At 45.7% G+C, this 20,404-nt stretch carries 20 protein-coding genes; 12 read left to right on the top strand and 8 right to left on the bottom strand.

The window, feature by feature from the left end; all coding sequences use genetic code 11:
- The first annotated feature begins 340 nt into the window (after positions 1–340).
- The 3 genes from BCY86_RS10075 to ahcY all read left to right on the top strand — a co-directional run bounded on the left by BCY86_RS10075 (position 341) and on the right by ahcY (position 5,617).
- A complete protein-coding gene (locus BCY86_RS10075) occupies positions 341–499 on the top strand; it encodes a hypothetical protein (protein ID WP_172824818.1) in 159 nt (52 codons plus the stop codon).
- Positions 484–813, top strand: a complete 330-nt coding sequence (locus BCY86_RS05940; protein ID WP_075276917.1) for a hypothetical protein — start codon at positions 484–486, stop codon at positions 811–813. Before BCY86_RS10075 ends, BCY86_RS05940 begins: the two co-directional genes overlap by 16 nt.
- A gap of 3,436 nt (positions 814–4,249) precedes the next feature.
- Positions 4,250–5,617, top strand: coding sequence for an adenosylhomocysteinase (gene ahcY, locus BCY86_RS05925; protein WP_075276914.1), 1,368 nt, complete (start codon positions 4,250–4,252; stop codon positions 5,615–5,617).
- Between the two features lie 56 nt (positions 5,618–5,673).
- On the opposite strand, the gene BCY86_RS05920 is transcribed toward ahcY, so the two are convergent.
- From BCY86_RS05920 to BCY86_RS05895, 6 genes are all read right to left on the bottom strand, one after another.
- Positions 5,674–5,949, bottom strand: a complete 276-nt coding sequence (locus BCY86_RS05920; RefSeq protein WP_156865110.1) for a hypothetical protein — start codon at positions 5,947–5,949, stop codon at positions 5,674–5,676.
- Between the two features lie 782 nt (positions 5,950–6,731).
- Positions 6,732–8,105: a phosphoglucosamine mutase gene (glmM, locus tag BCY86_RS05915; RefSeq protein ID WP_075276912.1), complete on the bottom strand. Its 1,374-nt coding sequence runs from the start codon at positions 8,103–8,105 to the stop codon at positions 6,732–6,734.
- A gap of 98 nt (positions 8,106–8,203) precedes the next feature.
- Positions 8,204–8,632: a nucleotide-binding YajQ family protein gene (locus BCY86_RS05910; protein ID WP_075276911.1), complete on the bottom strand. Its 429-nt coding sequence runs from the start codon at positions 8,630–8,632 to the stop codon at positions 8,204–8,206.
- Between the two features lie 18 nt (positions 8,633–8,650).
- Complete coding sequence (locus BCY86_RS05905) at positions 8,651–9,910, bottom strand: bifunctional folylpolyglutamate synthase/dihydrofolate synthase (RefSeq protein WP_075276910.1); 1,260 nt, start codon at positions 9,908–9,910, stop codon at positions 8,651–8,653.
- A complete protein-coding gene (accD, locus tag BCY86_RS05900; protein ID WP_075276909.1) occupies positions 9,898–10,764 on the bottom strand; it encodes an acetyl-CoA carboxylase, carboxyltransferase subunit beta in 867 nt (288 codons plus the stop codon). The genes BCY86_RS05905 and accD overlap by 13 nt, the downstream gene beginning before the upstream one ends.
- Before the next feature lie 14 nt (positions 10,765–10,778).
- A complete protein-coding gene (locus BCY86_RS05895) occupies positions 10,779–12,362 on the bottom strand; it encodes a serine/threonine protein kinase (protein ID WP_075276908.1) in 1,584 nt (527 codons plus the stop codon).
- Between the two features lie 1,340 nt (positions 12,363–13,702).
- Between BCY86_RS05895 and BCY86_RS09795 the strand changes: the two genes are divergently transcribed.
- From BCY86_RS09795 to BCY86_RS09790, 9 genes are all read left to right on the top strand, one after another.
- Positions 13,703–13,987 (top strand): hypothetical protein, encoded by a 285-nt coding sequence (locus BCY86_RS09795; RefSeq protein WP_156865109.1) that lies wholly within the window; start codon positions 13,703–13,705, stop codon positions 13,985–13,987.
- Positions 13,984–14,373 carry a hypothetical protein gene (locus BCY86_RS05875; protein ID WP_216636005.1) on the top strand — a complete coding sequence of 130 codons (390 nt, stop codon included), beginning with the start codon at positions 13,984–13,986 and terminating at the stop codon, positions 14,371–14,373. The genes BCY86_RS09795 and BCY86_RS05875 overlap by 4 nt, the downstream gene beginning before the upstream one ends.
- A gap of 259 nt (positions 14,374–14,632) precedes the next feature.
- Positions 14,633–14,899 carry an alkaline phosphatase family protein gene (locus BCY86_RS05870; protein ID WP_075276903.1) on the top strand — a complete coding sequence of 89 codons (267 nt, stop codon included), beginning with the start codon at positions 14,633–14,635 and terminating at the stop codon, positions 14,897–14,899.
- Positions 14,900–14,954: 55 nt separating this feature from the next.
- Positions 14,955–15,092: a hypothetical protein gene (locus BCY86_RS05865; RefSeq protein WP_216636004.1), complete on the top strand. Its 138-nt coding sequence runs from the start codon at positions 14,955–14,957 to the stop codon at positions 15,090–15,092.
- A 411-nt stretch (positions 15,093–15,503) separates the two neighbouring features.
- Positions 15,504–15,893, top strand: coding sequence for a hypothetical protein (locus BCY86_RS05855; protein WP_156865107.1), 390 nt, complete (start codon positions 15,504–15,506; stop codon positions 15,891–15,893).
- A 161-nt stretch (positions 15,894–16,054) separates the two neighbouring features.
- Positions 16,055–16,411, top strand: coding sequence for a hypothetical protein (locus BCY86_RS05850; RefSeq protein ID WP_075276899.1), 357 nt, complete (start codon positions 16,055–16,057; stop codon positions 16,409–16,411).
- A gap of 66 nt (positions 16,412–16,477) precedes the next feature.
- On the top strand, positions 16,478–16,903 hold the full coding sequence (locus BCY86_RS05845) for a hypothetical protein (RefSeq protein WP_075276898.1): 426 nt from the start codon (positions 16,478–16,480) through the stop codon (positions 16,901–16,903).
- Positions 16,904–17,128: 225 nt separating this feature from the next.
- Positions 17,129–17,698 (top strand): hypothetical protein, encoded by a 570-nt coding sequence (locus BCY86_RS05835; protein ID WP_156865106.1) that lies wholly within the window; start codon positions 17,129–17,131, stop codon positions 17,696–17,698.
- A 249-nt stretch (positions 17,699–17,947) separates the two neighbouring features.
- Positions 17,948–18,106, top strand: coding sequence for a hypothetical protein (locus tag BCY86_RS09790; RefSeq protein WP_156865105.1), 159 nt, complete (start codon positions 17,948–17,950; stop codon positions 18,104–18,106).
- A gap of 332 nt (positions 18,107–18,438) precedes the next feature.
- On the opposite strand, the gene BCY86_RS09785 is transcribed toward BCY86_RS09790, so the two are convergent.
- Together BCY86_RS09785 and BCY86_RS05820 are read right to left on the bottom strand one after the other, a co-directional pair.
- Positions 18,439–18,678 carry a hypothetical protein gene (locus tag BCY86_RS09785; protein WP_156865104.1) on the bottom strand — a complete coding sequence of 80 codons (240 nt, stop codon included), beginning with the start codon at positions 18,676–18,678 and terminating at the stop codon, positions 18,439–18,441.
- 693 nt (positions 18,679–19,371) lie between these two features.
- A complete protein-coding gene (locus BCY86_RS05820) occupies positions 19,372–19,737 on the bottom strand; it encodes a hypothetical protein (RefSeq protein ID WP_075276893.1) in 366 nt (121 codons plus the stop codon).
- Positions 19,738–20,404: the final 667 nt, after the last annotated feature.

Raw genomic sequence — 20,404 nt, 5'->3', positions numbered from 1 at the left:
TTGTTGCACTGATATCTCCTGAGCTTATTAAACAGATGCAAACCGATTCTAGCTAGATCGTCATCGCATGCAAGTGGTCCAATAAAGGCGTATTTTCGGTGGCCGTTTGTTTAAACCGATTTAAACCATCGTCTTTTAAACGCGTTAGTCCAGAACGAACAGAATCTGTCTTGTGATATAATTAGAGCCGGATATGCTTATCAATGTGTTTCAATTTCTTCAAGAAGAGGGATACTATCAAGAGGATCCGTTGGATGAATTGAAAAGTAGAATTGATTTCGCTCGTTTGGACTTTTTAAATTCAAGCAAATCACTTGTTATAAAAAGGAGAAAGGATATTATGCGTGGTCATATATGGTGTGAGGGTGGGCATAACCAATTGGTGTGGTCTCGATCAAGTCGATTCCGGAGGTCTGTAGGCTGTATTAGTGTGCTAGCAGGCATTGGAGTGAGAGGGGAAGCGTTAGGCAAAGATACGTGGGGATGGGAAGAGGGTTAGATGGGGCTGTGACGTTGGGTGGGGGTACGGAGAGTAAGCCTAAGATAGTGAACCGATATGCACAGGTGACGGAGATTCCGGATTCGAAGACGCTAACTGTAGTTCTTCGATCTGACAATTCTCCGGATGCGGTTGATTTTGAGGCAGGTCGAATGATCATGGTATGGCAGGCGGCGGGATATGATTACACTCCACCCGATAAAGCCCTTGCAGATAAGCCTGCTGATGACTTGTATCAGCAAAAAATTCCGTTAGATGGGAAAAGTAAAAGGGTATACGAATATGCGGTGATCCAAGAGGCTCAAGCAGGGTAGAATGAGCGCACAAAGAAGATTGTGTTGCCGCAGGGACTGCAAAGCAAGTACGCGGTTGGGAATGAGCAGGTAATCTTGTTTCCTAAGTGACGGATGTGCAGATTGGGAAGACGAATGTTGTAGCTGCATTCCGTTTGATGATGATAACAATACTCCAATGGAGGAAAAAGATGGGGATGGAGTTGGGAACTCATGTAGCGGAGCCCCTGGCTTTACAGGTGCAGAATGCGGCGATAAGGAGAAACTTACGGACGGAAGCTAGGGTGGATGTCGTAAAATAAACAATGTGCAGAGTGGGTAGGCAATGCCGCGGCGATCTGTGTGACGGAGACGGCAAGTTGCAAAGTTCCAGGTTTTGACCCCACGCATCTTCTTTCGAACGAAGGAAGTATTGATCTTTCTTTAGGAAGAGATGGATATAAATACGTCTCGAGTGAGGTGGGTACTGATCCGTTGACTGGCTTGATGTCGCTGTTTGGAGGGTTTGCAGGCTGGATGAGGGTTCGCTGCCATCGAGGGAAAGACAGCCAGTTATTAAACATTGAATGTACTGCTGTTTTGTGTCTAAAAAGCTTCGCTGAATGGCAGGGCTTTTTTGTTGTTTGGTGGAGGGTTTCGATACGCTGTGGTGCACAATGAGAGCCTGGGTAGCAGGACTAAAATTTGTGCTCAGCATGTTTCTATAGTTCTACTTTTTTGTTTGTAATTGTAAGGCTTGAGGCAGATGAATTTATATTCCATGAGTAAGAAAAGATAATAGGTTATTTTTTCTTAATATGCGCATGCATTAAAAGAAGGTAGTGCATGAATCGAAGAGTTGGAACGTATATGACTCAAAAAGTAACTGGGGAATCCTACTAAGCTTACGTACCCTCTGCATTGCTACCAGAGCCTCCTATAGGTTAACTGGGTGCCCTATCCATCTCTTGAAAAGGCAACCTTGGCCCTTGCTGAATAGGGGGCTTTTTTTATTGTTTGGAATTTTGATACGCTAGTGGCGTGAGATGGATGATAGCTCGTTGATTGCTTAGCTTATACCAGGTGAACACATAAAAGCGGTTGACACTGTGGTTGAAATTGTGATCTAGTGGCAGCTAATAAGAACCATTGATTTGCACTTTCTTACAACAATTGCACTACGCCTTTCGATTCTATTGCTCATCATTGTTTATTGAGGATATCTACCTGTCCACATATGCATAATGGTTGGCGGATGGTTAGTATCCTTTATTTACAACATGACAAAAGAGAAAGGCTTGTATCTTAGATTAAGATGGGAGAATCACAATGAATGAATATAAGGGTTTTCAGAGTAGGCGTGAGGGACTTCGTCGATGCTGGCTTCGAGGTTATATAGGCTGTATTAGTGTACTGGCAAGCATTGGAGTGGGAGGGGAAGCGTTAGGCAAAGATACGTGGGGATTGGGAAGAGGGTTAGATGGGGCNGATCATGGTATGGCAGGCGGTGGGATATGATTACACTCCACCAGAACAGATACCTCAGGAGAATCCTAAGGGTGTGTTGTTTGAAGAGAAAATTCCATTGGGGGGAACAAGTGTGGGGGTATATGAATTTGCTCGTATCCGGGAAGTTCAGGCAGGGGACGATGATCGTACGAAGAAGTTGATGTTGACGCAGGGCCTTCAGAACAGATACGTGCTGAAGAATACGCAGGCCGTGCTTGTGCCTGAGTACACAGATGTGCAGGTAGGGAATGGGGAAGTGGTGGGAGTGCTGCCATGGAGTGAGCAGGACCACACGGGAGGTGTAGGGGTGTTCTTTGTTTCGCAAACATTGAAGAATGAAGGCACAATTACTGCTAAAGGAGCTGGGTTCCCAGGAGGTAAAGCTTCCCATAACGTGACGGTAAATAACTGTTCTTCGGATAAGATGCACTACCAGCCATATAAAAGCGATGGGAAATATGGTCAACGAGGTAAGTCGATAGTTTTGCTTCCTGAGGATCATTGGCTCATGGGGGGTTGGGGTCTTTTCTCAGCAGGGGGTGCAGGAGGAGGATGTGAGAATGCAGGAGGGGGAGGAGGGGGAAATCAAAGTAAAGGGGGACAAGGTGGCAAGACGTGGAATTACGTATCTACATCATCTCAAGATATAGGGGGCCGAGGGGGCGCATCTCTTGCATATAGTGATTTTGGGATGAGGATGACACTAGGGAGCGGAGGGGGAGGAGGCCAACAAAATAATAATCAGGGTGGTCCTGGGGGCAGTGGTGGAGGGGTATTGTTGATTCGTGCTCGCGAGCTTACTGGGGGTGGAACCATCACGGTGAATGGGAATAATGCACCTGAACTTGCAGATCTCAGTCCAAGTAAGTCTGATGATGGTCGAGGAGGAGGGGGAGCTGGTGGTACGATCGTTGCTGGCATTTTAGGGAATGTGGCCTATGGGGGTGTGATGGCTACAGGAGGAAAAGGAGCAAACACAGGCAAGAGCCATGGTCCTGGAGGTGGTGGCGGGGCTGGGTATGTGTGTCTCCACTCTTCGCAAGCACCAGTGACTGCTCCTGAGACGAAAGGAGGAGCTAGTGGTGTTGCGGATAAAGATGCTCGAGGTGCAGCGGCAGGTGGGGATGGGGCTGGGAATTCATGCACTGGAGCTCCTGATTTTGACGGTTCGGAATGTGACGATAAGAAGCAGCTGGCCAGCGGGAGCTGTGGTGGGTGTAAGAGTGATAAGGATTGCCAGGAGTGGTTAGGTGATAACGATGCGACCTGTGTAGTGGATACGGGTCAGTGCAAGAGTGCAAGCTATACTCCTCCTCCCCCTCCTCCTGCAGATGGAGGTGGTGTTGATCCTTCCTCAGGACAGGGACAGGATGGAGGTGATGCGTCCACAACGACGAGTGCAAGTGGAGGAGATAGCGGTGGATGTAAATGTTCATCAGCGGGGGTAGGGGTAAATTCGTTGGCTGGATTGATGTCTTTGTTTGGAGGGGTTGCAGGTTGGATGGCAGTTCGCCGTCGTCGAGGACGAGGCTAACAGTCTAAAAAATAAACGTGTTGTTGTCTGATATAAGGAAGGCCCCGCTATCCAGCGGGGCCTTTTTTAATTTTTGTTGTTATCATTTTGTCAAGTAGACTTCTGGCCGTTGCTTGTTTTGCTGTATCCATGTTTGCGCGCTGGCCTTCAAACTTCAAAACAGATTTCTTTTCTGTGTAGATAGCTTATTCTTTTCATCACTAATCTGCTTTACATAGGGTAAGCCCAGCTGCCCTGGCCAGTTGAGTGCGTTGATGTCATGAAAGAGAAGCAAAGATTTGTTGCGTTTCGCGTTGCGTCGGTTTGATGAGTGGTTTTAGAAATCCGCGCATGTTATTTCTCCTTGTTTCTTCTGTGTGCATTTTTCAATGTTCCTGTGATATCATTGGTTCTTCATATAACTAAAATTGATTTTGTAAGAATGGATGGGAGTCTATGAATCTACCTCAGTCAGCTTTAAATGAACCATTTCCTCTCAAGGCAGCGGCGAAGGAGACTCGCTATCAAGTTGCAGATCTTTCTCTGGCAGAGTGGGGGAGGAGGGAAATTCAACTTGCAGAAAGTGAAATGCCTGGATTGATGGCTATCAGGGCTGAATTTAAAATGAGTCAGCCTCTTAAGGGAGCGCGCATCGCTGGATGTCTCCATATGACGATACAAACTGCCGTGCTTATCGAGACGCTGGTTGAATTAGGTGCGGAAGTAACCTGGACTAGCTGTAATATTTACTCTACTCAAGATCATGCTGCGGCGGCAATTGCGAAAGCCGGTGTCCCTGTTTTTGCTTGGAAAGGGGAGACAGATGAGGAATACACCGCTTGCATTGAACGCCAGTTGACTGCATTTGAAGGGGGAAAAGGGCCTAATTTGCTTCTTGATGATGGAGGGGATCTGACTGCGATGGTTCATCAGAAGCACAGCTATCTTTTTGAAGGAGCTGATCCCGTTCGGGGTCTTTCCGAAGAGACGACAACGGGAGTTCACCGGCTTTATGAAATGGGTAAGAAAGGGGAGCTGCGTGTTCCTGCGATCAACGTCAATGATTCTGTTACGAAATCCAAATTCGACAATCTCTATGGGTGTCGAGAATCCTTAGGGGATGGTCTCAAGCGAGCAACAGGTGTTATGTTTGCTGGCAAGGTAGCTGTTGTGGCTGGCTTTGGAGATGTCGGTAAAGGATGTGCTCAGGCCCTTCGAGGTCTTGGCGCGCGTGTTTTGATTACAGAGATCGATCCAATCAATGCGCTTCAAGCCGCCATGGAGGGATATCAGGTGACTACGATGGAGTGCGCAGCCCCTGTGGGAGACATTTTTATTACCGCTACCGGATGTCTTCATGTCATTCGCATTGAACATATGCGTGTTATGAAAGATCAGGCGGTCATTTGCAATATCGGCCATTTTGACTGTGAAATTGACGTTGCTGCTTTGGAGCGGGAAGAAGGGGTGCGAAAAGTATCCATCAAGCCTCAAGTGGATCAGTTTATTTTCAAAGGGGGCAAGCGTATTGTGCTGCTAGCTCGCGGACGATTGGTGAACTTGGGATGCGCCAACGGTCACCCCTCTTTTGTGATGTCTTCTTCTTTTTCCAATCAGACATTGGCCCAAATTGAGCTCTGGCGAAATGGAAAAGCTTATGAAAAAGGGAAGGTTTACGTTTTGCCTAAAAAGTTAGATGAGAAAGTAGCTCAACTCCACCTGCATAAATTAGGGGTAGAGCTAACTCGTCTTACTCCGGAGCAGGCTGCTTATTTGGGAATCTCTCCCGAGGGGCCTTTTAAACCAGAACATTATCGTTACTAAATAAACTTAAGCATGAGAAGTTGAGTGTTCTGGCAAATGAGTGGGGTAAGAGAAAATTATCGTTCACCAAACAAGGTAGTGATGTCGGTGACAGTAGCGGTACGAGCTACCCATCGATCGAGTTGTTGGAAGTCATGACACTCAAGCACCTTCCGCCGCACTACTTGTGGAACTTTAAGCCCATGCGCCTCCAATACCTTGAATAGCACACGCACTTCCCCCTTGGTTTCTCCCTCCGCTTTGCCTTCTACTCTTTCTTCCGCTTTATCTTGGGCAATCGGCTTCTTTGCAGAGTTCGTAGTCACCATTGAACTCCATGATACTTTTGCCATGTGCTCCTCAAGTTCTTTTCTCTAACGGGCTGCAACATCAAGCATAACACTTTGATATACCATGACAATCCCTCATTGGTGCCAACCGCTCCATCTCCCTCTTCACAACGCTTGCAGCACATCCCTCAACCCTTGTTCCTTATCGTAATGTGCAGATCGCCTGCAACACCAATCACTCCACTCGTGCTACCGCTGTCACACCTCTATCTCAAAAGGTGGAGCTTCTAGTACTACTCCACGCACATCCTCCTCCATCGCTTGAGCGAAGAGGTAACAGTGCGTATCCCCCAGCGGAGCGGAGACGTGGTGAGAGTGACGAGAATCGAGCGTGTGGAACACTGAAAAGATGGGCCAGCATGGTAAGGTAAAGCAGCCAACTCCTCTGCTTTGCTCGATCTCGGTGGGTCTGCACTTCTACAACAAGTGCAGAAACCACTTCTTCCTTTGTGTATTGCGCAGGGTCAGCACAAGGCACAAGGTTGGCTTGCAGTTAGGTTGCGGCGGAGTGGTGCAGTTCCGGAGATTCAATTTGGACGTATGCGTAAGGGGCCATAAGCTCCTCTTCCCTTTTAAGCTACTCCACCACCGCTTCTGGCTATACCTCACAGTATCTCCGATATCGACTTGTGTCTCTGTGGTAAATACACTTTGCTCTAGCCTAGAATCCAGAAGGATCATATCAACAGGACGTGGTCCGTGATCCTGGTGATGAATCATGCAAATCGTACACTAGCAGTGGACAGAAAAAGTAGAAAGAGGTAGAGAGAGAACAGATTGAGTTTCTAAATCGGTTGAAGGATGTCTTGATGGGCAGCGGCTATCAATTCCTTCACCCATTCGTGGAGGGTGTCCTCCTGAGGACCCTCTACCATGATTCGGAGTTTAGGTTCAGTCCCGCTCCAACGGATTAACACGCGCCCTTCTTTGCCTAGAGCTTTACTGACTTTGGCTACTTCTGTCTGAAGATGGATCATTTTGGATAGCGGTTTTTTGCATGAGAAAAGGATGCTTTCGAGAACTTGAGGAACTCGATCCATAGCCGATTGAGCTAGCAAGGAGAGAGGCTTGCCTGTACGGACCATAATGGCGAGAACTTGCAAAGCAGCGATAATTCCATCCCCTGTAGAAATATAATCAGAAAAAATTAAATGACCTGACTGTTCTCCACCGAGGTTGCATCCTTTTTTGCGCATCGCTTCGACGACGTTGCGATCTCCAACAGGAGTTCGAATTAATTTCGTCTGACGTCGAGCGAGAGCTCGTTCGAGTCCAAGATTACTCATGACTGTGGCAACAACTGTATTTTTTTGTAGTTTCCCTTCCATCCACATGCGATCAGCACACATGGCCATCACCCTGTCGCCATCTACGAGTTGGCCATTTTCATCAATCAGGAGAACGCGATCGGCATCTCCGTCGAGTGCAATCCCTAGATCAGCTTTTTTCTTAACGACCTCTGCTCGTATATGGGTGGGATGAAGGGCTCCGCAATCTTTATTAATGTTGACTCCATTGGGTCTCGCCCCCAGCGTAGTTACCGTGGCGCCAAGCTCTTGGAACACAAGAGGAGCTGCTTTATAGGCACTTCCATGAGCGCAATCGATAGCAATCCGGATATTCTCTAGGGAAAGTTCGCGAGGAAAAGTGGTTTTAACAAATACAACATAGCGACCTCTTGCGTCCTCTAATTTTTCAGCGCGGCCAATCCCAGGCCCTGTTTTCGGGTTACTTCGCAGTTGATCACTGTTGAGGAGATGCTCGATTTCTAATTCGGTTGCTTTGGGGAGTTTAAATCCATCTTCTCCAAATAATTTGATGCCGTTGTCTGAGTAAGGGTTATGACTTGCGCTGATCACGACCCCTGTATCGGCCCGCATGCTTACTGTTAGATGAGCAATGGCGGGAGTAGGGAGAGGACCACAGAGAATAACACGCCCTCCCATCGAGCAGACCCCTGATGCGATGGCCGTCTCCAACATGTATCCACTTAAACGGGTATCTTTTCCAATCAAGATACGGGGGGTGTGGGGCTTCCTGCGTCCTGCAATCCAAGTGATAGCGCGCCCAAGCTTTAAAGCGGCCTCTGGAGTGATGGGATATTCATTCGCTACTCCACGCATGCCGTCTGTACCAAACCACTCGCACTGGCCTGCCATGTGTTTTTTCAAGAAATCTTCCCTTTTAACAATAAGCGCTATCAATCTCGAAAATTGGTGAACTGCAACTCAATGCTAAGGCCAAGATCGCGTGCGAGCTAAATGATCGTTTGCAGGTCATCTTTGTTCTTGCCTGTTACACACACTTGACTTTTTTGAATGTAGGCTTGCACTTCCCGTCTGCTTTCCTTGATAGTGTGAACCAATGTTTTTCCTTTCTTCCCATCGATCCTTTCTTTGATTTTGATGCTCATCCGAGTGCCACATTTTCCTGCAGGTTCTGGTTTTTGAGGATAGAGGAATTTAAGACTCACTTTTCTTTTGGTTAGTTTCTCTTGAAGCACTTGAAAGACAGCGCGACATCGCTCTTCTGTTGCGGAGGAAAGCACGATCAACTCTTCTTTTTTTTCCAATGAAGTCTCTGTATTCTTGAAATCAAACCGCTGAGCAATTTCCTTTTGTGCTTGCTGTAGAGTATTGTCGACTTCATTCCATTGGATTTTGGAAACAGTGTCAAAGCTGGGCATGGTTATCTTTCCGATGAATTAAAGTGGTATGAGAGGATCGCAATCGAGATTCAAAAGAAGCGCGCGAACATAACCGACTAAATAAATAGACCCACATACTACAATTAAAGGCGTATGTTGAGAAGAGGAGGAGAACGTGAGAATCAGTTCAAGCGCCTTTGGTATGGAATTGGCACATTGCCCCGGATACGCTCTTGAGAGGATTTCAGCGGGGGCAGGCGCTCGGTGAAATTCCCCTTCTTTAGTCCGCAGAGGAGGCTCAACATAAATTCGGTGCTGAAAGAGAGGAGCAAGGGTATCCAGCATCTCACGCCAGTTTTTATCAGCAAGCGCTCCAAAAAGCAGAATCATAGTAGGGAAAGAAGGGGAGAGGTGTTGCAGTTCTTCTGCTAGTACACGTGCGCCATCAGGATTATGAGCTGCGTCAAACAGATAGGAGTGACCACTTATTTGTACGGTTTCTAATCTTGCGGGCCATTGCGCAGAAGCGATCCCCTTTGCTCTCTCTTGAGGGGTAGCCCCGATGATGCTCCCCAATACATAAGCTATTTTTGCATTCTCGAGTTGATACCTGCCGGGGAGTCCGGTGGATGGATGGCTCTCGATGAAGCGCGCAGCTTTTTCATCTTCTTCGGCATGCATTACCGTCGCTCCTACTGCATGAGCGTATTGCTCAATGGAATCTTTGGCTTCTGAAACGAGAGATCCCAATACAAGCGGTGAGCCTTTTTTGGCGATTCCAGCTTTCTCTCGAGCGATTTGGGAGAGTGTGGAACCGAGTAACGCCGTGTGATCATAGGCAATGCGGGTGATCGCGCACGCTAGTGGAGGTGGAATAACGTTTGTTGCATCCAGTCTCCCCCCCAATCCGACCTCGAGAATGGCGATATCTACAGAAGCGCGTTGAAAAGCTAAAAAAGCTGCCAAAGTGGCACACTCAAAAAAGGAAAGGGGTATTTTTAAGGAGAGAGCGATGTCGAGAACATCTGCTAAATCCAGAGAGTCAATAGGCTCTCCCTGAATGCGAATGCGTTCATTAAAATGACAGAGGTGCGGTGAGGTGTAGAGCCCGGTCGTGAGTCCTTTGATGCGTGCAATCGACTCAACCATTGCGCACACAGAACCCTTCCCGTTGGTCCCAGCGACATGGATGACAGGAAATTGATGTTCAGGGTGAAGGAGCTCAGTACACGCTTGCTCCATCCTCTCTAATCCTAATGTGATGTTCCGGGAAGTGCGTGCGTAGAGATTATCGAGAACAGCTTCTAAAGAGGGCATGTAGAGGATGAGTGTGCCTGCATGAGAATTTGGAGTAGACCTGCTAATGTGGACCGCATATGGAGACGACTGACCACTTGATCGATCATACCATGCTTGAGAAGGAATTCACTGCGCTGAAAATTAGGGGGCAGCTTCTGACGGATAATGTTTTCAATGACACGAGGTCCTGCAAACCCGATCAGAGCGTTTGGTTCTGCGAGAACAATATCTCCTAAAAAGGAAAAACTGGCAGCTACTCCACCTGTTGTCGGATGGAGAAGAGTGCTGACGAATGGGAGCTTAGCTTCTCGCAGTAGCCCAAGTGCAGAGACGGTTTTTGCCATCTGCATAAGACTTAAGATCCCTTCCTGCATCCGTGCCCCCCCAGAAGCTTGTAAAAGAACAACAGGGAGGTGGACTTCAGTCGCTCGCTCAAACAATCGCGCGATCTTCTCCCCTACGACTGAGCCCATAGAGCCTCCCATAAAAGAGAATAAAAAAGCGCCATAAGCGATTGGAATTCCTTCAATTGTACTACGTCCTGTTTCAATTGCTTCTTTTGTCTGCGCACTTTTCTGAGCTGCAGCAATTCGTTCTGGATACGATTTGCTATCTCGAAATTGGAGTGGATCGAGTGGAACTAGATCAGCATCCCATTCTTCTAGTGCCCCTTTGTCCAGCAGCAGTTCTCTCCATCTTTTTGCAGAAAGCGGATGGTGGTGTTTGCATTGGGGGCACACTTCAAAGTTTTTCTCGAAGGTTTCACTGGGAAGAGTCGTGTAACAGCTTTCACACTTACGGAATATCCCTCGTTGAAAAGTTGTTTTTGAAATGCTTTTGGGGGAGGAGGAGGCAGGAGATGAGTGTTCCATAACAGTATCTGGAGTTATCGTTCTAATCGAATGTCTAAATTAGAAGGGGGATTGGAAGGGTGGTTGTGGGGAGTATGGTTTGTATTAGGCTGCTGAAGAGGATAATTTGTTTTTACTGGTATTCGGTTGACGGGATTTGAGGTCGATTTGGGGGGTGGTGCAATGTTTTCAGAAATGGGGGTTAATGGAGCGATAATCCTCACGTTTTCTTCAGAAGGGCCTTGAACAATCACATACGGTTCATAACCCTGCTTGCGGACAATGAAACGGATGGGCATCGAGCGTATGGTTTGATTGTCCAAGATGATCTGAAGAGGTGTGGTCCCTATTACTTTGTCATTTTCAATCACTTCTGCACCTGTGGGGGTGGATTCTACGCCGAAGGAAAAAGAGGAGCGTGAAGGTGGGATGGGAGGGGGAGGAGGAGGGTGATGGTGCTCGGAAACAGCAATAGGAGTGGCTGGGCGAAAGAAAAAAGCGCGAAAGAGAAAGAGGAAAATGCCCCCTCCTAAAAGGCTTATCCCTCCTACTACAAAAAAAGTCGTGAGCACAGGTTTACGAAAGGTGAATGTCGGGATAGACGTTGCTGTTTGTGTGGTGTGTCCACTAGAATGGGCATGCAAGGCAGGGAACCGAAGCGAAGATATCGCTGGCGATTGCTCGTCGATCACTTGGAGTAGGCGCTCGGCGTTTGCGAATCGCTTGTTCGGATCTTTCTCAAGACACCGCATCACCAGTAGTTCAAGCCATTCGGGAATGTTGAGATCGGGGGCTCTCTCCCGCAAAGGGATCGGTGGTTGATGGAGATGAGACATAATCATTTGCACCGACGTTTCCCCTTGGAAGGGGCGTTTTCCACTCAAGCATTGATAGAGGATCATTCCTAAGGAATAAATATCTGTTCGGGCGTCGATTGTCCCATTCCCTATCTGTTCGGGTGCCATGTAGTGAGGAGAGCCTAAAAAGAATCCTTCTTGCGTTAAATCTGCTTCCAAAGGATCCTCATTGAGCATTTTTCCAATGCCGAAATCGAGAATTTTAATGAGTTCTCTACCATCTCGTTCAGGGCAGAGCATGATGTTAGATGGCTTGAGATCTCGGTGCACAACTTCAAGCGAGTGCGCTTCGCACAGTCCTCGCCCAATTTCCTGGGCGATATTAAGCGTTTCTTCTACAGACAGATATCCTCGCGTGAGGAGTTTCTTTTGAAGCGTTTCGCCTTTCAAAAACTCCATGGCCATAAAGAAACGCTCTTCTTCTTGATGAGGTTTCTCTATTTTCCCGTAGTCAAACACGGTGACAATGTTCGGATGCTGAAGCTTAGCGAGGATGTTAGCCTCTCGTAAAAAACGCTTCTGAAAGCCAGCGTGATCAGGTCGAGAAGAAAACTGTGTATGCAAAACCTTCAGAGCAACTAGTCGTCCTAACGGAATCTGTTCAGCCCGGTAGATTCTTCCCATCCCTCCTGAAGCGATGGGACTTAGGATGGTATACTTTCCGTTGAGGGTTGTTCCAATGAGCGTATCGGTTTGTTCGATAGGAGGGGAGACTTGTTCGATAGGAGGGGAGACGGGTGTCTGTGCGGATTCAGCAGTCATTCTAACCTTGCTTTAAAGAACGTGCTTGCACAAGCTAGGTGACAAAATAGCGCAACGCGTGTTGTTTCTGGTAAGCTTATGAATACACTTGCAGTCATGATTGCGAGAGGCCAACCAATGAAAGAGAAACTGAAGGTATGTAGGCAGGAAAGAAAGTTGCAACAATGTGGCTAATTCCATGCACGTATTGCTTTTAGCATGTATCTTGCTGGGCTGCATCTTTCTTTTTTAAGTTTGGTTTCTGATGAAAAAGAAGGGGATATTGATGATTAACCTCCTCATTTTTGCTGGTTACAGTTAGTTAAGGACGAGCATGTCTGTTTAAAAAAATGTTTTTTAAGCGGCGATTTTTGGAAGGGAAGCTACATTTTAAAAATAAGCCTTAAATAAATTATTTGTTCATTGATAATGTCTATCTGACGAAGGGAATCAGCTATGCTTGCTTCTTCTGAAAAATGTTCCTCAATACTCTCCGGTTTCTTCTTCTGCAGTCCTCCCTTCTGGATTTACAAGCCGGTGACATGTTCTTCTCATGAAAAGGGCGACTATCTAGAAGAGGCTCTTTTTGGATTTACTATGGCTGATGCGTTTGAGGATATCTTGAGAAAAGAAACAGCAGAAAATCGTTAGACAGAGACACGCAAGTGGAAAAATCAACAAGACTTCATATGGGGGTCCAACGAATTCATTGAGGGTTTGGTTGCAGATAACTCTCTATTCGCTGCTGCTTTCTCGTCATCTCGGAGAATTTGTTCTGCTATTCCATGATCTGAATTCCATTTTCCGTGTGTTCTTCAGCCATTAAGCCTGTCTTGTTTGGGTATTTCGAGTGTGCTTTCGTTGAATGAGTTCTCACGGATGCATTTGTTAGAGCTAACATAAAAGGAAGAAGGCTAGAGTGGCTCAACTCGCCTCTTTTTTTAAATCAGTAACAAAATAGATCGTCTTTTTTTTCTGTCTCGCTCGCGCTTTTTCAAGCGGTAGCACCTGCTCGCCTCCTTTCTAACAGAATCTTCTTGTTATCTAGGTGTCTCCGATACCAATCTTGTTGATCAAGCGTGAAATGGGTATTCTGAAGATATTCTTCCTTTCTTAAATGAATTTGTGGAACTGAAGTCATCGTTCTCGATTGCCTTACGTTACCTTTTATCTCTTGGATCAATTGTTGGGTACGTTGTTCTTGTTGGCATGGATTCATCCGCACTTGCTTGCTTAGTGTAGCGGCGATTGGGATTCCGACTTTATTTGCTGAAATCTATTACAAGGATGGACGTACCATTACGTCTCAAATGATGTCTTAGGTCTGTTCCGTTCCTAAAATCGTAGGGGTAGTTCTGTGGGTGCTTTTTGTGTTCCTCCGATATGGGTGGATAGTGGGGTCACTCCAAGCCGGCGTTGATATGGGTTACTCGCTCGTTGTCGGTGGAGTTCTTCAACAAGTACAGATACTTCCATCCCATATTGAGAAGCTTCCTGCCGGCAGTGTATTGTTTCTGGTAGTGAATTCCCTCCGCTCCGATAGAATGAGCTCGAGTGGCCTTCCGTCTCTTTTCTCTCTTCAAAAAGAGATTGAGGCGACTGTAATCCCATTCGTCTTACCCTCTCTCGCACAGCACCAGCTGTGATTGTGATAAGCCTGCTGACTGCCAAATTGCCTGAGGAAAATGTGGTGAAGACCATGTTCAATGGGCCTTCTTCCTATCATCAAAATTTTTCCATTCCTTCTCTATACGCGCAAGCTGACTTCTATACAGTGGCTGTGGGTGAGTATCCTGCAGAATTTATGCTTAAAATCGACTATAGATTTAATAAGGTGGATGTTCCAATGATTCGTTTTCGAGAGGTGGTCTTACAGATGGTTTTGGTGCGTGCCCCTTTTACACTTGCGAGTTTGAGTTGGTACCCTATTCACCTCCTTGCTTACCGTGAGATGTCCAATGCAATTGCAGGGCTTCCTTCTTTTTCAGATGCTCACGCTCTGATGACTAGATTTGCGAGGGCTCTCAAATAGTGCGGAGATGAGCCCGTGTTTGCTTTCGTATTCGCGGATCAATCGCATTTCTCCTATATCCAAACCTCTCCTTTCTATCTACACTTCCCCTCCTGTGAGGGACCCTACAAATACCTTAAAAATTCCTATTACCTTTTCTGCTAACGATCATGACCGTGAGCGGGTTTGTCTGCTCTATTAATCGAGTCTGCTTGCATCCGATCAGACATTTGCTCAGATCGTAAAAACTCTTCAGACAAATTACTCCCTTGAGCAGCCCATGGTCGTTGTAACAGGTGATCGTGGAGAATCTCTTTACGATCATCTTGACATTATGGGACATGGGGATCAGCTTGGGAAAATCGAAGGGATTGCTGCTCCTTGGATCGTTTTTGGAGCAGGGAAACATCGTTTCTCTTTAAATCGAGTCCCTCATCAACTTTCGGTTTCGTTGGATCCCAGTATTATTTATTTGCAAACAGACCTCTGCCTTGCAGAGACTCCTAAATATCCCTCAAGAGCGCGTTCATTATCCAGAGCTTCTTGAGTTTTTAATGCTTCGAGGGCGAAATGACCATGTGGAATTGAAACCTAAATACGAAATGCTGGTTGAATATGCCAAACACTGCTCATGGATCGTGGAAGAGAATCATTATGAAGTACATCCCCTCACAGATAAAGTGATCTATCGGAAGGGTGCCCATCTAGTGACCCGTAAACAGATGCCTGAACAAGTGTAAAATATCTTACGTAAACATAATGCCTCCCTCTTGAATCTTTTGGCTAATTAGTTCGTGAATTCTTCTTATCGTTCCTTTTGCGTGGGGAAGGATATCAATTGAATTGCGTCCTCTTAAGTAGCTCCTGTACGCTCGTCAAATAAACTCGTTTGTTAAACTAACTGCGGGCAACGATGTGTATCTAGAAGGGTCCAGTATGGTTTTAACAAATGGAAAGCAACTTATTTGCTCTGTCCCACTTGTTCCTTCGAAAGATAATCGATTGATTCCTCTTGAGACCGATTTAATAGGGGCAGATTGGTTCGAGGCTAGGCAAAGCTGTGTCCCTAGCATCCTCCAATTTTTCTCGCATCCTGGGGCTATTTTTCCACTCAAGTCTATTCACACGGAAATAACACGTTCGATGCCGCGGTGGTTCTAAACCGTATGCGCTTTATACTTGGGAATAGCCGTTCGATTGGTTTGCCCGATCCCAATATGCCTATGGGTCTCCTCCTTTCCTTCTTGAGTGCGGGCTACGATGTGGTTGGGTACACGAGCGGTGCTCTTATGATCCACACACTCCTGCAGCCTTCCGGATTTCTTTCCCTCTATGTGATATCTGAACAGGGAAGGACCGAGAACAACAAGCATTCTCCTAAGATTTCAGTCATCAGGGTGAAAGATTGGATGCAGCGCCATCCAGATACTGGTGCGTTCTTTTTCCTTTGGTTTGATACGACTCATATCCTTGTTGCTCCCCATCCTCCCCATCCACCTTTTTCCTTCAATTGTGTGCCGTTTGTTCAACAATTTCCTTAGAATACTTCTAATGTCCTCGAGGTGGCCAAATCTCTTTCATACATTGGCTCGGTTGCAGACAGCTTCTTTTCCTCACCTATTGTCCAAAAAAGCGATATTTCATTTTTTACCAATCAGAGGGTTGATTTTGAAACATTGGCTCATCCAAATCTGATTGGGGAATGTTCCATCCCTCTCTGATCAACGCGAATGGTCGACTGAACCCTGTTGCATTGTGTATTCCTGTTGGTATGCGGCTACATCGCAAAGCTGTGAAAGCCTATCAAGTAGAAACATCTTTGATCGATTGGGTCTATACGATGGTTCAAGAGTGTAACCCTGCTATTGATCGAACTACCTGTGCAGGATCCTCTGTTTTTTCTAAAGTGACTAAATCAATCTCTATTCTAGTAGCTGTTCATCAACGACGAGATGTAATGCGGGTTGGGGCCCACAGGTGCTCTTCCATGATGAAGTATGTACGACCTTGGTCAGAAGGTATCTTCAGATCGCTTGACGGAGGATATCCCGATCCATAGCTCATACAGATACTGCGAGAAGAGCTTACAAAGCGTTCTCTACTCAGATCGTATTGGAGGGTTTAATTGAACATACTTTCAGAGGGAGAGGCTTGTACGATCTTTCTCGGTTCGGATAATCCATTTGAGGAGATAGGAGAAAATTGGATGTCGATCCAGCTTGATGAAAAACAGTGGATTAAAACATTGTATCTGTTTATCCCTGGTTTCTTTGGATTTCCCTCTGTGGGAACCATTAAATTAAGAATACAGTCGGATGGTTGCGTATTTATGCAAGCTGGTTATGTTCAGAGGACAATCCATGGTGAGATGGATCTTCTTCGCAGCGGTCTGGTTAACTTAATGAGTAATCTGCATGAGCCTTTCGTTCCTCAGAAAGGCGCCGTTGTTCGTTTGATGGTAGATCCTGATTTATTTACGATGCGGGACGGTCAATTTCTTCCCCTTAAGGATTTTAATAATCTAGGCAGGAGAGCAAAGGGATTGATCTGAAGGCTGCTATGAAGAGCTGGGAATATATTCAAGATGACCAGCATTAGTTGGATTTGGCTTTTCCATTGGATAGGCGTAAGCCTAAGTTTTCTTTCGGGAAGGCTGCGCTTCTTTATCAATCTGTTCTCAACAAGTGCTTTCGTCTTCTTCTCGGGGTGAATGGCTATGCCACGGCTGCGATCACCGTTACGTTTATACTTGGCTTGGCTATAGGAAGCGTTTTAGATGGATGGCTGGCATCTAAGCAAAATAAATGGCACCCTCTTTGGTATGGTGGATCGGGCTTGTAGCAGGAGTTTATGTTCTTTTCCTTATCAACTGAATCTATTTTATACTCTCAATGTGATAGGTGGAGCGGTAGGGGTACTTGCTACGGACTATTTTCTTTTTCCCTACTTCCATATGGATGGGTGTTTGCACCTTATTTTTGTCCTTGAAGGGATTGTCTTTCTCCTTACCTTTCTTTTGGAGATGGCAGGCAGATGTTTCTCAGGTAGCAGGTTAAAACAAGCGAAGATGGACAATGAACCCTCCTCTGAGCATCTCCACCCTTATTCACTCTCTTCTGCACAGACTCCCCCAGACAAAGCGCTGGTGTCCTTCTTGATGGTTGCTGTCTCTTTCTTAAGTGGTTTTCTTTTTTTCTCTAATTGGATCACCTGGTGTCATCTTTTGTCTCTGAGTATCAGGATGTCCGTGTACGCCTATGCCATTATGCTGTTTACAGTTCTATTGGGGATGGCGACTGCAGGGTTGCTCGTGCACGTATGTTTTCGTAAATTCCCATCCCCTTAATGGGCAATGGCGCTCTCTCCATAGTTGGTAGGAGTGAGTATCCTGCTCCCCCTTCTTTGTGGGATCAAATCCCTCTATTTTTTTCTTCGATCAGCTCGTGTCAAGTCATTAGGATTGGTTGAATTTGATTCTTTACCTGCTTTTGTCTGATCCTGCCAGCAAGTCTATGTATGGGATGGACTTTTCCTCTTCTATTGAAAGAGATTGAAAGGAGCAAAGTCCAAGTGGGGGATAAAGTAGGACGGCTCTGTGCGATCAACACACTGGGATCGCGTACTCGGATTGCTGATCACAGGGGTTATTGTGCTGAATGTTTTTGGAGAGCGTAATATACTTTTTATCAATGCGTTTCTTTCTTTAGGGGTGGGGATTGTTTTATTCCCTGTTTCTTATAAGCGATGGGTTTAGTTTCTTTGCGGCATAGCTGTCTTTATCTCGGTAATTGCTCTACATTTCCCTCGATGGGATGCCAAGGCAGTGTTGAGCGAATCGAACAGCTATTTTTCAGCTGCCCATGATGATTTTGATGAAATCGTCTGGGAACATGAAGATTATGTCGGAGGGCGGGATCAGAATAGAGCCAATGGAGCTGAAGTTTGAGTCAGTTTGAGAAGCCTTGGTTCGTATCCCTGAAAGGGCAAAGAACGATCCTGTTCCTATATTGGACGAGAGCCGCAAATCGGTTCCTACCTGAGAATTGATTAGATCGTATCCAATGATGGTTCTTGCCCTTCTGGGGGCTACGCTGTAGTCGTAAATGCTTGCCGCATAGACGCCGAATCCGGTTCCAGCTCTGATCCATGGATCGATCCATGCGTGCGGTAGAATATGATAATGGATACTGAAGTGGCGTCATAATAGATGAGGATTCCAAAATAGAAGTGGTTGCTGATTCGGTATCCAACATCGAACATGAAAGGGATGGAGAATTTCATAAAGTCGTTTAGTTGAGTCCCTCTCAATCCTTCTCCGGTCAGCATTTTGTATCCTATTCGAAAACCAAACTCGAATCCTCCACTTCTTTGGCAGTTGTAGACACAGTTTTTTTTGCTTGATGAGGCAACGCTAGGGATAACTTCTTCTGAAGCATTGATGACGGCCGGACTCAGCAGCAACAAAAGAAATGCAAATTTCGATAAATTGGTGTGGAGCATGAAATGATTTGTTCATTGATTCGTATGCAAAATTGCTTTCCACCATGTCGAGGAGAAACATATCTAAAGTATTAAGAATTAAGAACTCCACGCCGAGTCTGCTGCAAGACAAGAGTATTTGCTTTTTTTGATTCAGCTTCAATATGCAGTTCTATACTGCAGCTGCTGTCTTTGTGCTATTTCTTCCCTGGGTATCCTTGTGAATCGATTTGGGAGAGCACCTTAAGAAAGAAAGAGTTATCGTTGGATAAAGAAAGCGATAATTTTTGTGTGAAAGTAGTTCTTTAAACCCTGGGCCAGGCGCCGTGGATACTTATGAGGAATCATTAAACATGTTTTTTTATAGATTTTCATAAGCGTTAAAGCGATTAGCTGTTTCATTTTCTCTTCATTTGCTGCTTTTTGTTTCTGGTCTGCTTGTTGCTTATCGGGGTGCAACTCTGAGCTCTTATGCCGCATGTTGAATCTCTTGATCAGTGCTGTTGGGATCAATGCTGAGAAGCTTACAGAATTGTTCTTTTACTTTTTGTTTTTCGCTTTTTTATCTCTACCTACAAAACTGTTCGTTGCTGTCTTAAAGAATTTCTCTTTGCCTTGAGAAGGTTGATAGCTATCCTGGTAGAAAAGGTTGGTCAGCAGCTGACGTGCAGAAATTATCTCTCGGAGTTCCGAATATGTCGAACGGAAAGGCATTGTCTTAAAATCAGGGTCTCTCGGCAGAATAGGAATTGGAAAATCTAGTAGTTGTTGAGCGCTTTTGAGACGATTGCTTAGTTGTTCTCTTGTACAGATGTAGAATTCTTTGTTGTTGCTCTTTGGGAGTTGATTGAAGATCTCAGTCAAAGAATCTATGAAAGTCTTGAGTTCACCGCTTGTGTCACTCATGATTGTGCTACTCTGAGATTGTTCCTCCAAGTAGTTGCCATCGATGCAAGAGGAACTGCGGGAGAGCAAATAACGATATGGAACAATCCATGTTTTGGTACGGAGTTAATCCAAGAAAGGATCAGCCTGTATCAGTTTCCTAGTCGCTTCGAGCTGTTGATCAACAATTGTTTTTATATGGTCATACATAGCATGTGGTGTTTCCTGATTATGAAGATCAATGACCTTCCAACCCTCGTATTTTTGGTTGGGATGAGACAGCGAGTTGATCATTCCCCAAGGAGTGTATTCAGAGCATTGCTTGCTTTTACTAGAAGGTTAAACAGTTGTTGGTATCGTTTACTCTCTAGAGGTTCTTTATTAATTTGAATGTATTGTTCAAAAAAAAGTCTAACTCATTCCACTTCTCAATCAATTCTTTGGGTCAAAGCTCCTCCCCTGATGGAGCAAACATGGGCTCTTCTTATCTGTTACGTCTTGTTGGCTCTGTTCCTGGATGTTGGATCCATCCAATCTGTCACATGCAACCAATTCCATTCCCATTAAAGGAATGAGAAGATATCGATTTCTACCCATTATTGAAAGTTCCTCTGTGTTGGCGAGCTAACTCATACATCAAAGGCCATCATGGCTAAACAGTATCAATATTTAATGCAGAGAGCCCTTT

The organism is Pajaroellobacter abortibovis (assembly GCF_001931505.1).
GTDB lineage: Bacteria > Myxococcota_A > Polyangia > Polyangiales > Polyangiaceae > Pajaroellobacter > Pajaroellobacter abortibovis.
This window is presented reverse-complemented; position numbering and strand designations above follow the sequence as displayed.

What these genes read in the sequence shown, in the direction of transcription:
- BCY86_RS10075 (WP_172824818.1), top strand. Translation starts at nt 341, where the DNA reads ATGCGTGGTCATATATGGTGTGAGGGTGGGCATAACCAATTGGTGTGG.
- BCY86_RS05940 (WP_075276917.1), top strand. Translation starts at nt 484, where the DNA reads ATGGGAAGAGGGTTAGATGGGGCTGTGACGTTGGGTGGGGGTACGGAG.
- ahcY (WP_075276914.1), top strand. Translation starts at nt 4,250, where the DNA reads ATGAATCTACCTCAGTCAGCTTTAAATGAACCATTTCCTCTCAAGGCA.
- BCY86_RS05920 (WP_156865110.1), bottom strand. Translation starts at nt 5,949, where the DNA reads ATGGCAAAAGTATCATGGAGTTCAATGGTGACTACGAACTCTGCAAAG.
- glmM (WP_075276912.1), bottom strand. Translation starts at nt 8,105, where the DNA reads ATGGCAGGCCAGTGCGAGTGGTTTGGTACAGACGGCATGCGTGGAGTA.
- BCY86_RS05910 (WP_075276911.1), bottom strand. Translation starts at nt 8,632, where the DNA reads ATGCCCAGCTTTGACACTGTTTCCAAAATCCAATGGAATGAAGTCGAC.
- BCY86_RS05905 (WP_075276910.1), bottom strand. Translation starts at nt 9,910, where the DNA reads ATGCCCTCTTTAGAAGCTGTTCTCGATAATCTCTACGCACGCACTTCC.
- accD (WP_075276909.1), bottom strand. Translation starts at nt 10,764, where the DNA reads ATGGAACACTCATCTCCTGCCTCCTCCTCCCCCAAAAGCATTTCAAAA.
- BCY86_RS05895 (WP_075276908.1), bottom strand. Translation starts at nt 12,362, where the DNA reads ATGACTGCTGAATCCGCACAGACACCCGTCTCCCCTCCTATCGAACAA.
- BCY86_RS05870 (WP_075276903.1), top strand. Translation starts at nt 14,633, where the DNA reads ATGGTCGTTGTAACAGGTGATCGTGGAGAATCTCTTTACGATCATCTT.
- BCY86_RS05865 (WP_216636004.1), top strand. Translation starts at nt 14,955, where the DNA reads ATGCTGGTTGAATATGCCAAACACTGCTCATGGATCGTGGAAGAGAAT.
- BCY86_RS05850 (WP_075276899.1), top strand. Translation starts at nt 16,055, where the DNA reads ATGTTCCATCCCTCTCTGATCAACGCGAATGGTCGACTGAACCCTGTT.
- BCY86_RS05835 (WP_156865106.1), top strand. Translation starts at nt 17,129, where the DNA reads ATGGATGGCTGGCATCTAAGCAAAATAAATGGCACCCTCTTTGGTATG.
- BCY86_RS09785 (WP_156865104.1), bottom strand. Translation starts at nt 18,678, where the DNA reads ATGCTGACCGGAGAAGGATTGAGAGGGACTCAACTAAACGACTTTATG.
- BCY86_RS05820 (WP_075276893.1), bottom strand. Translation starts at nt 19,737, where the DNA reads ATGAGTGACACAAGCGGTGAACTCAAGACTTTCATAGATTCTTTGACT.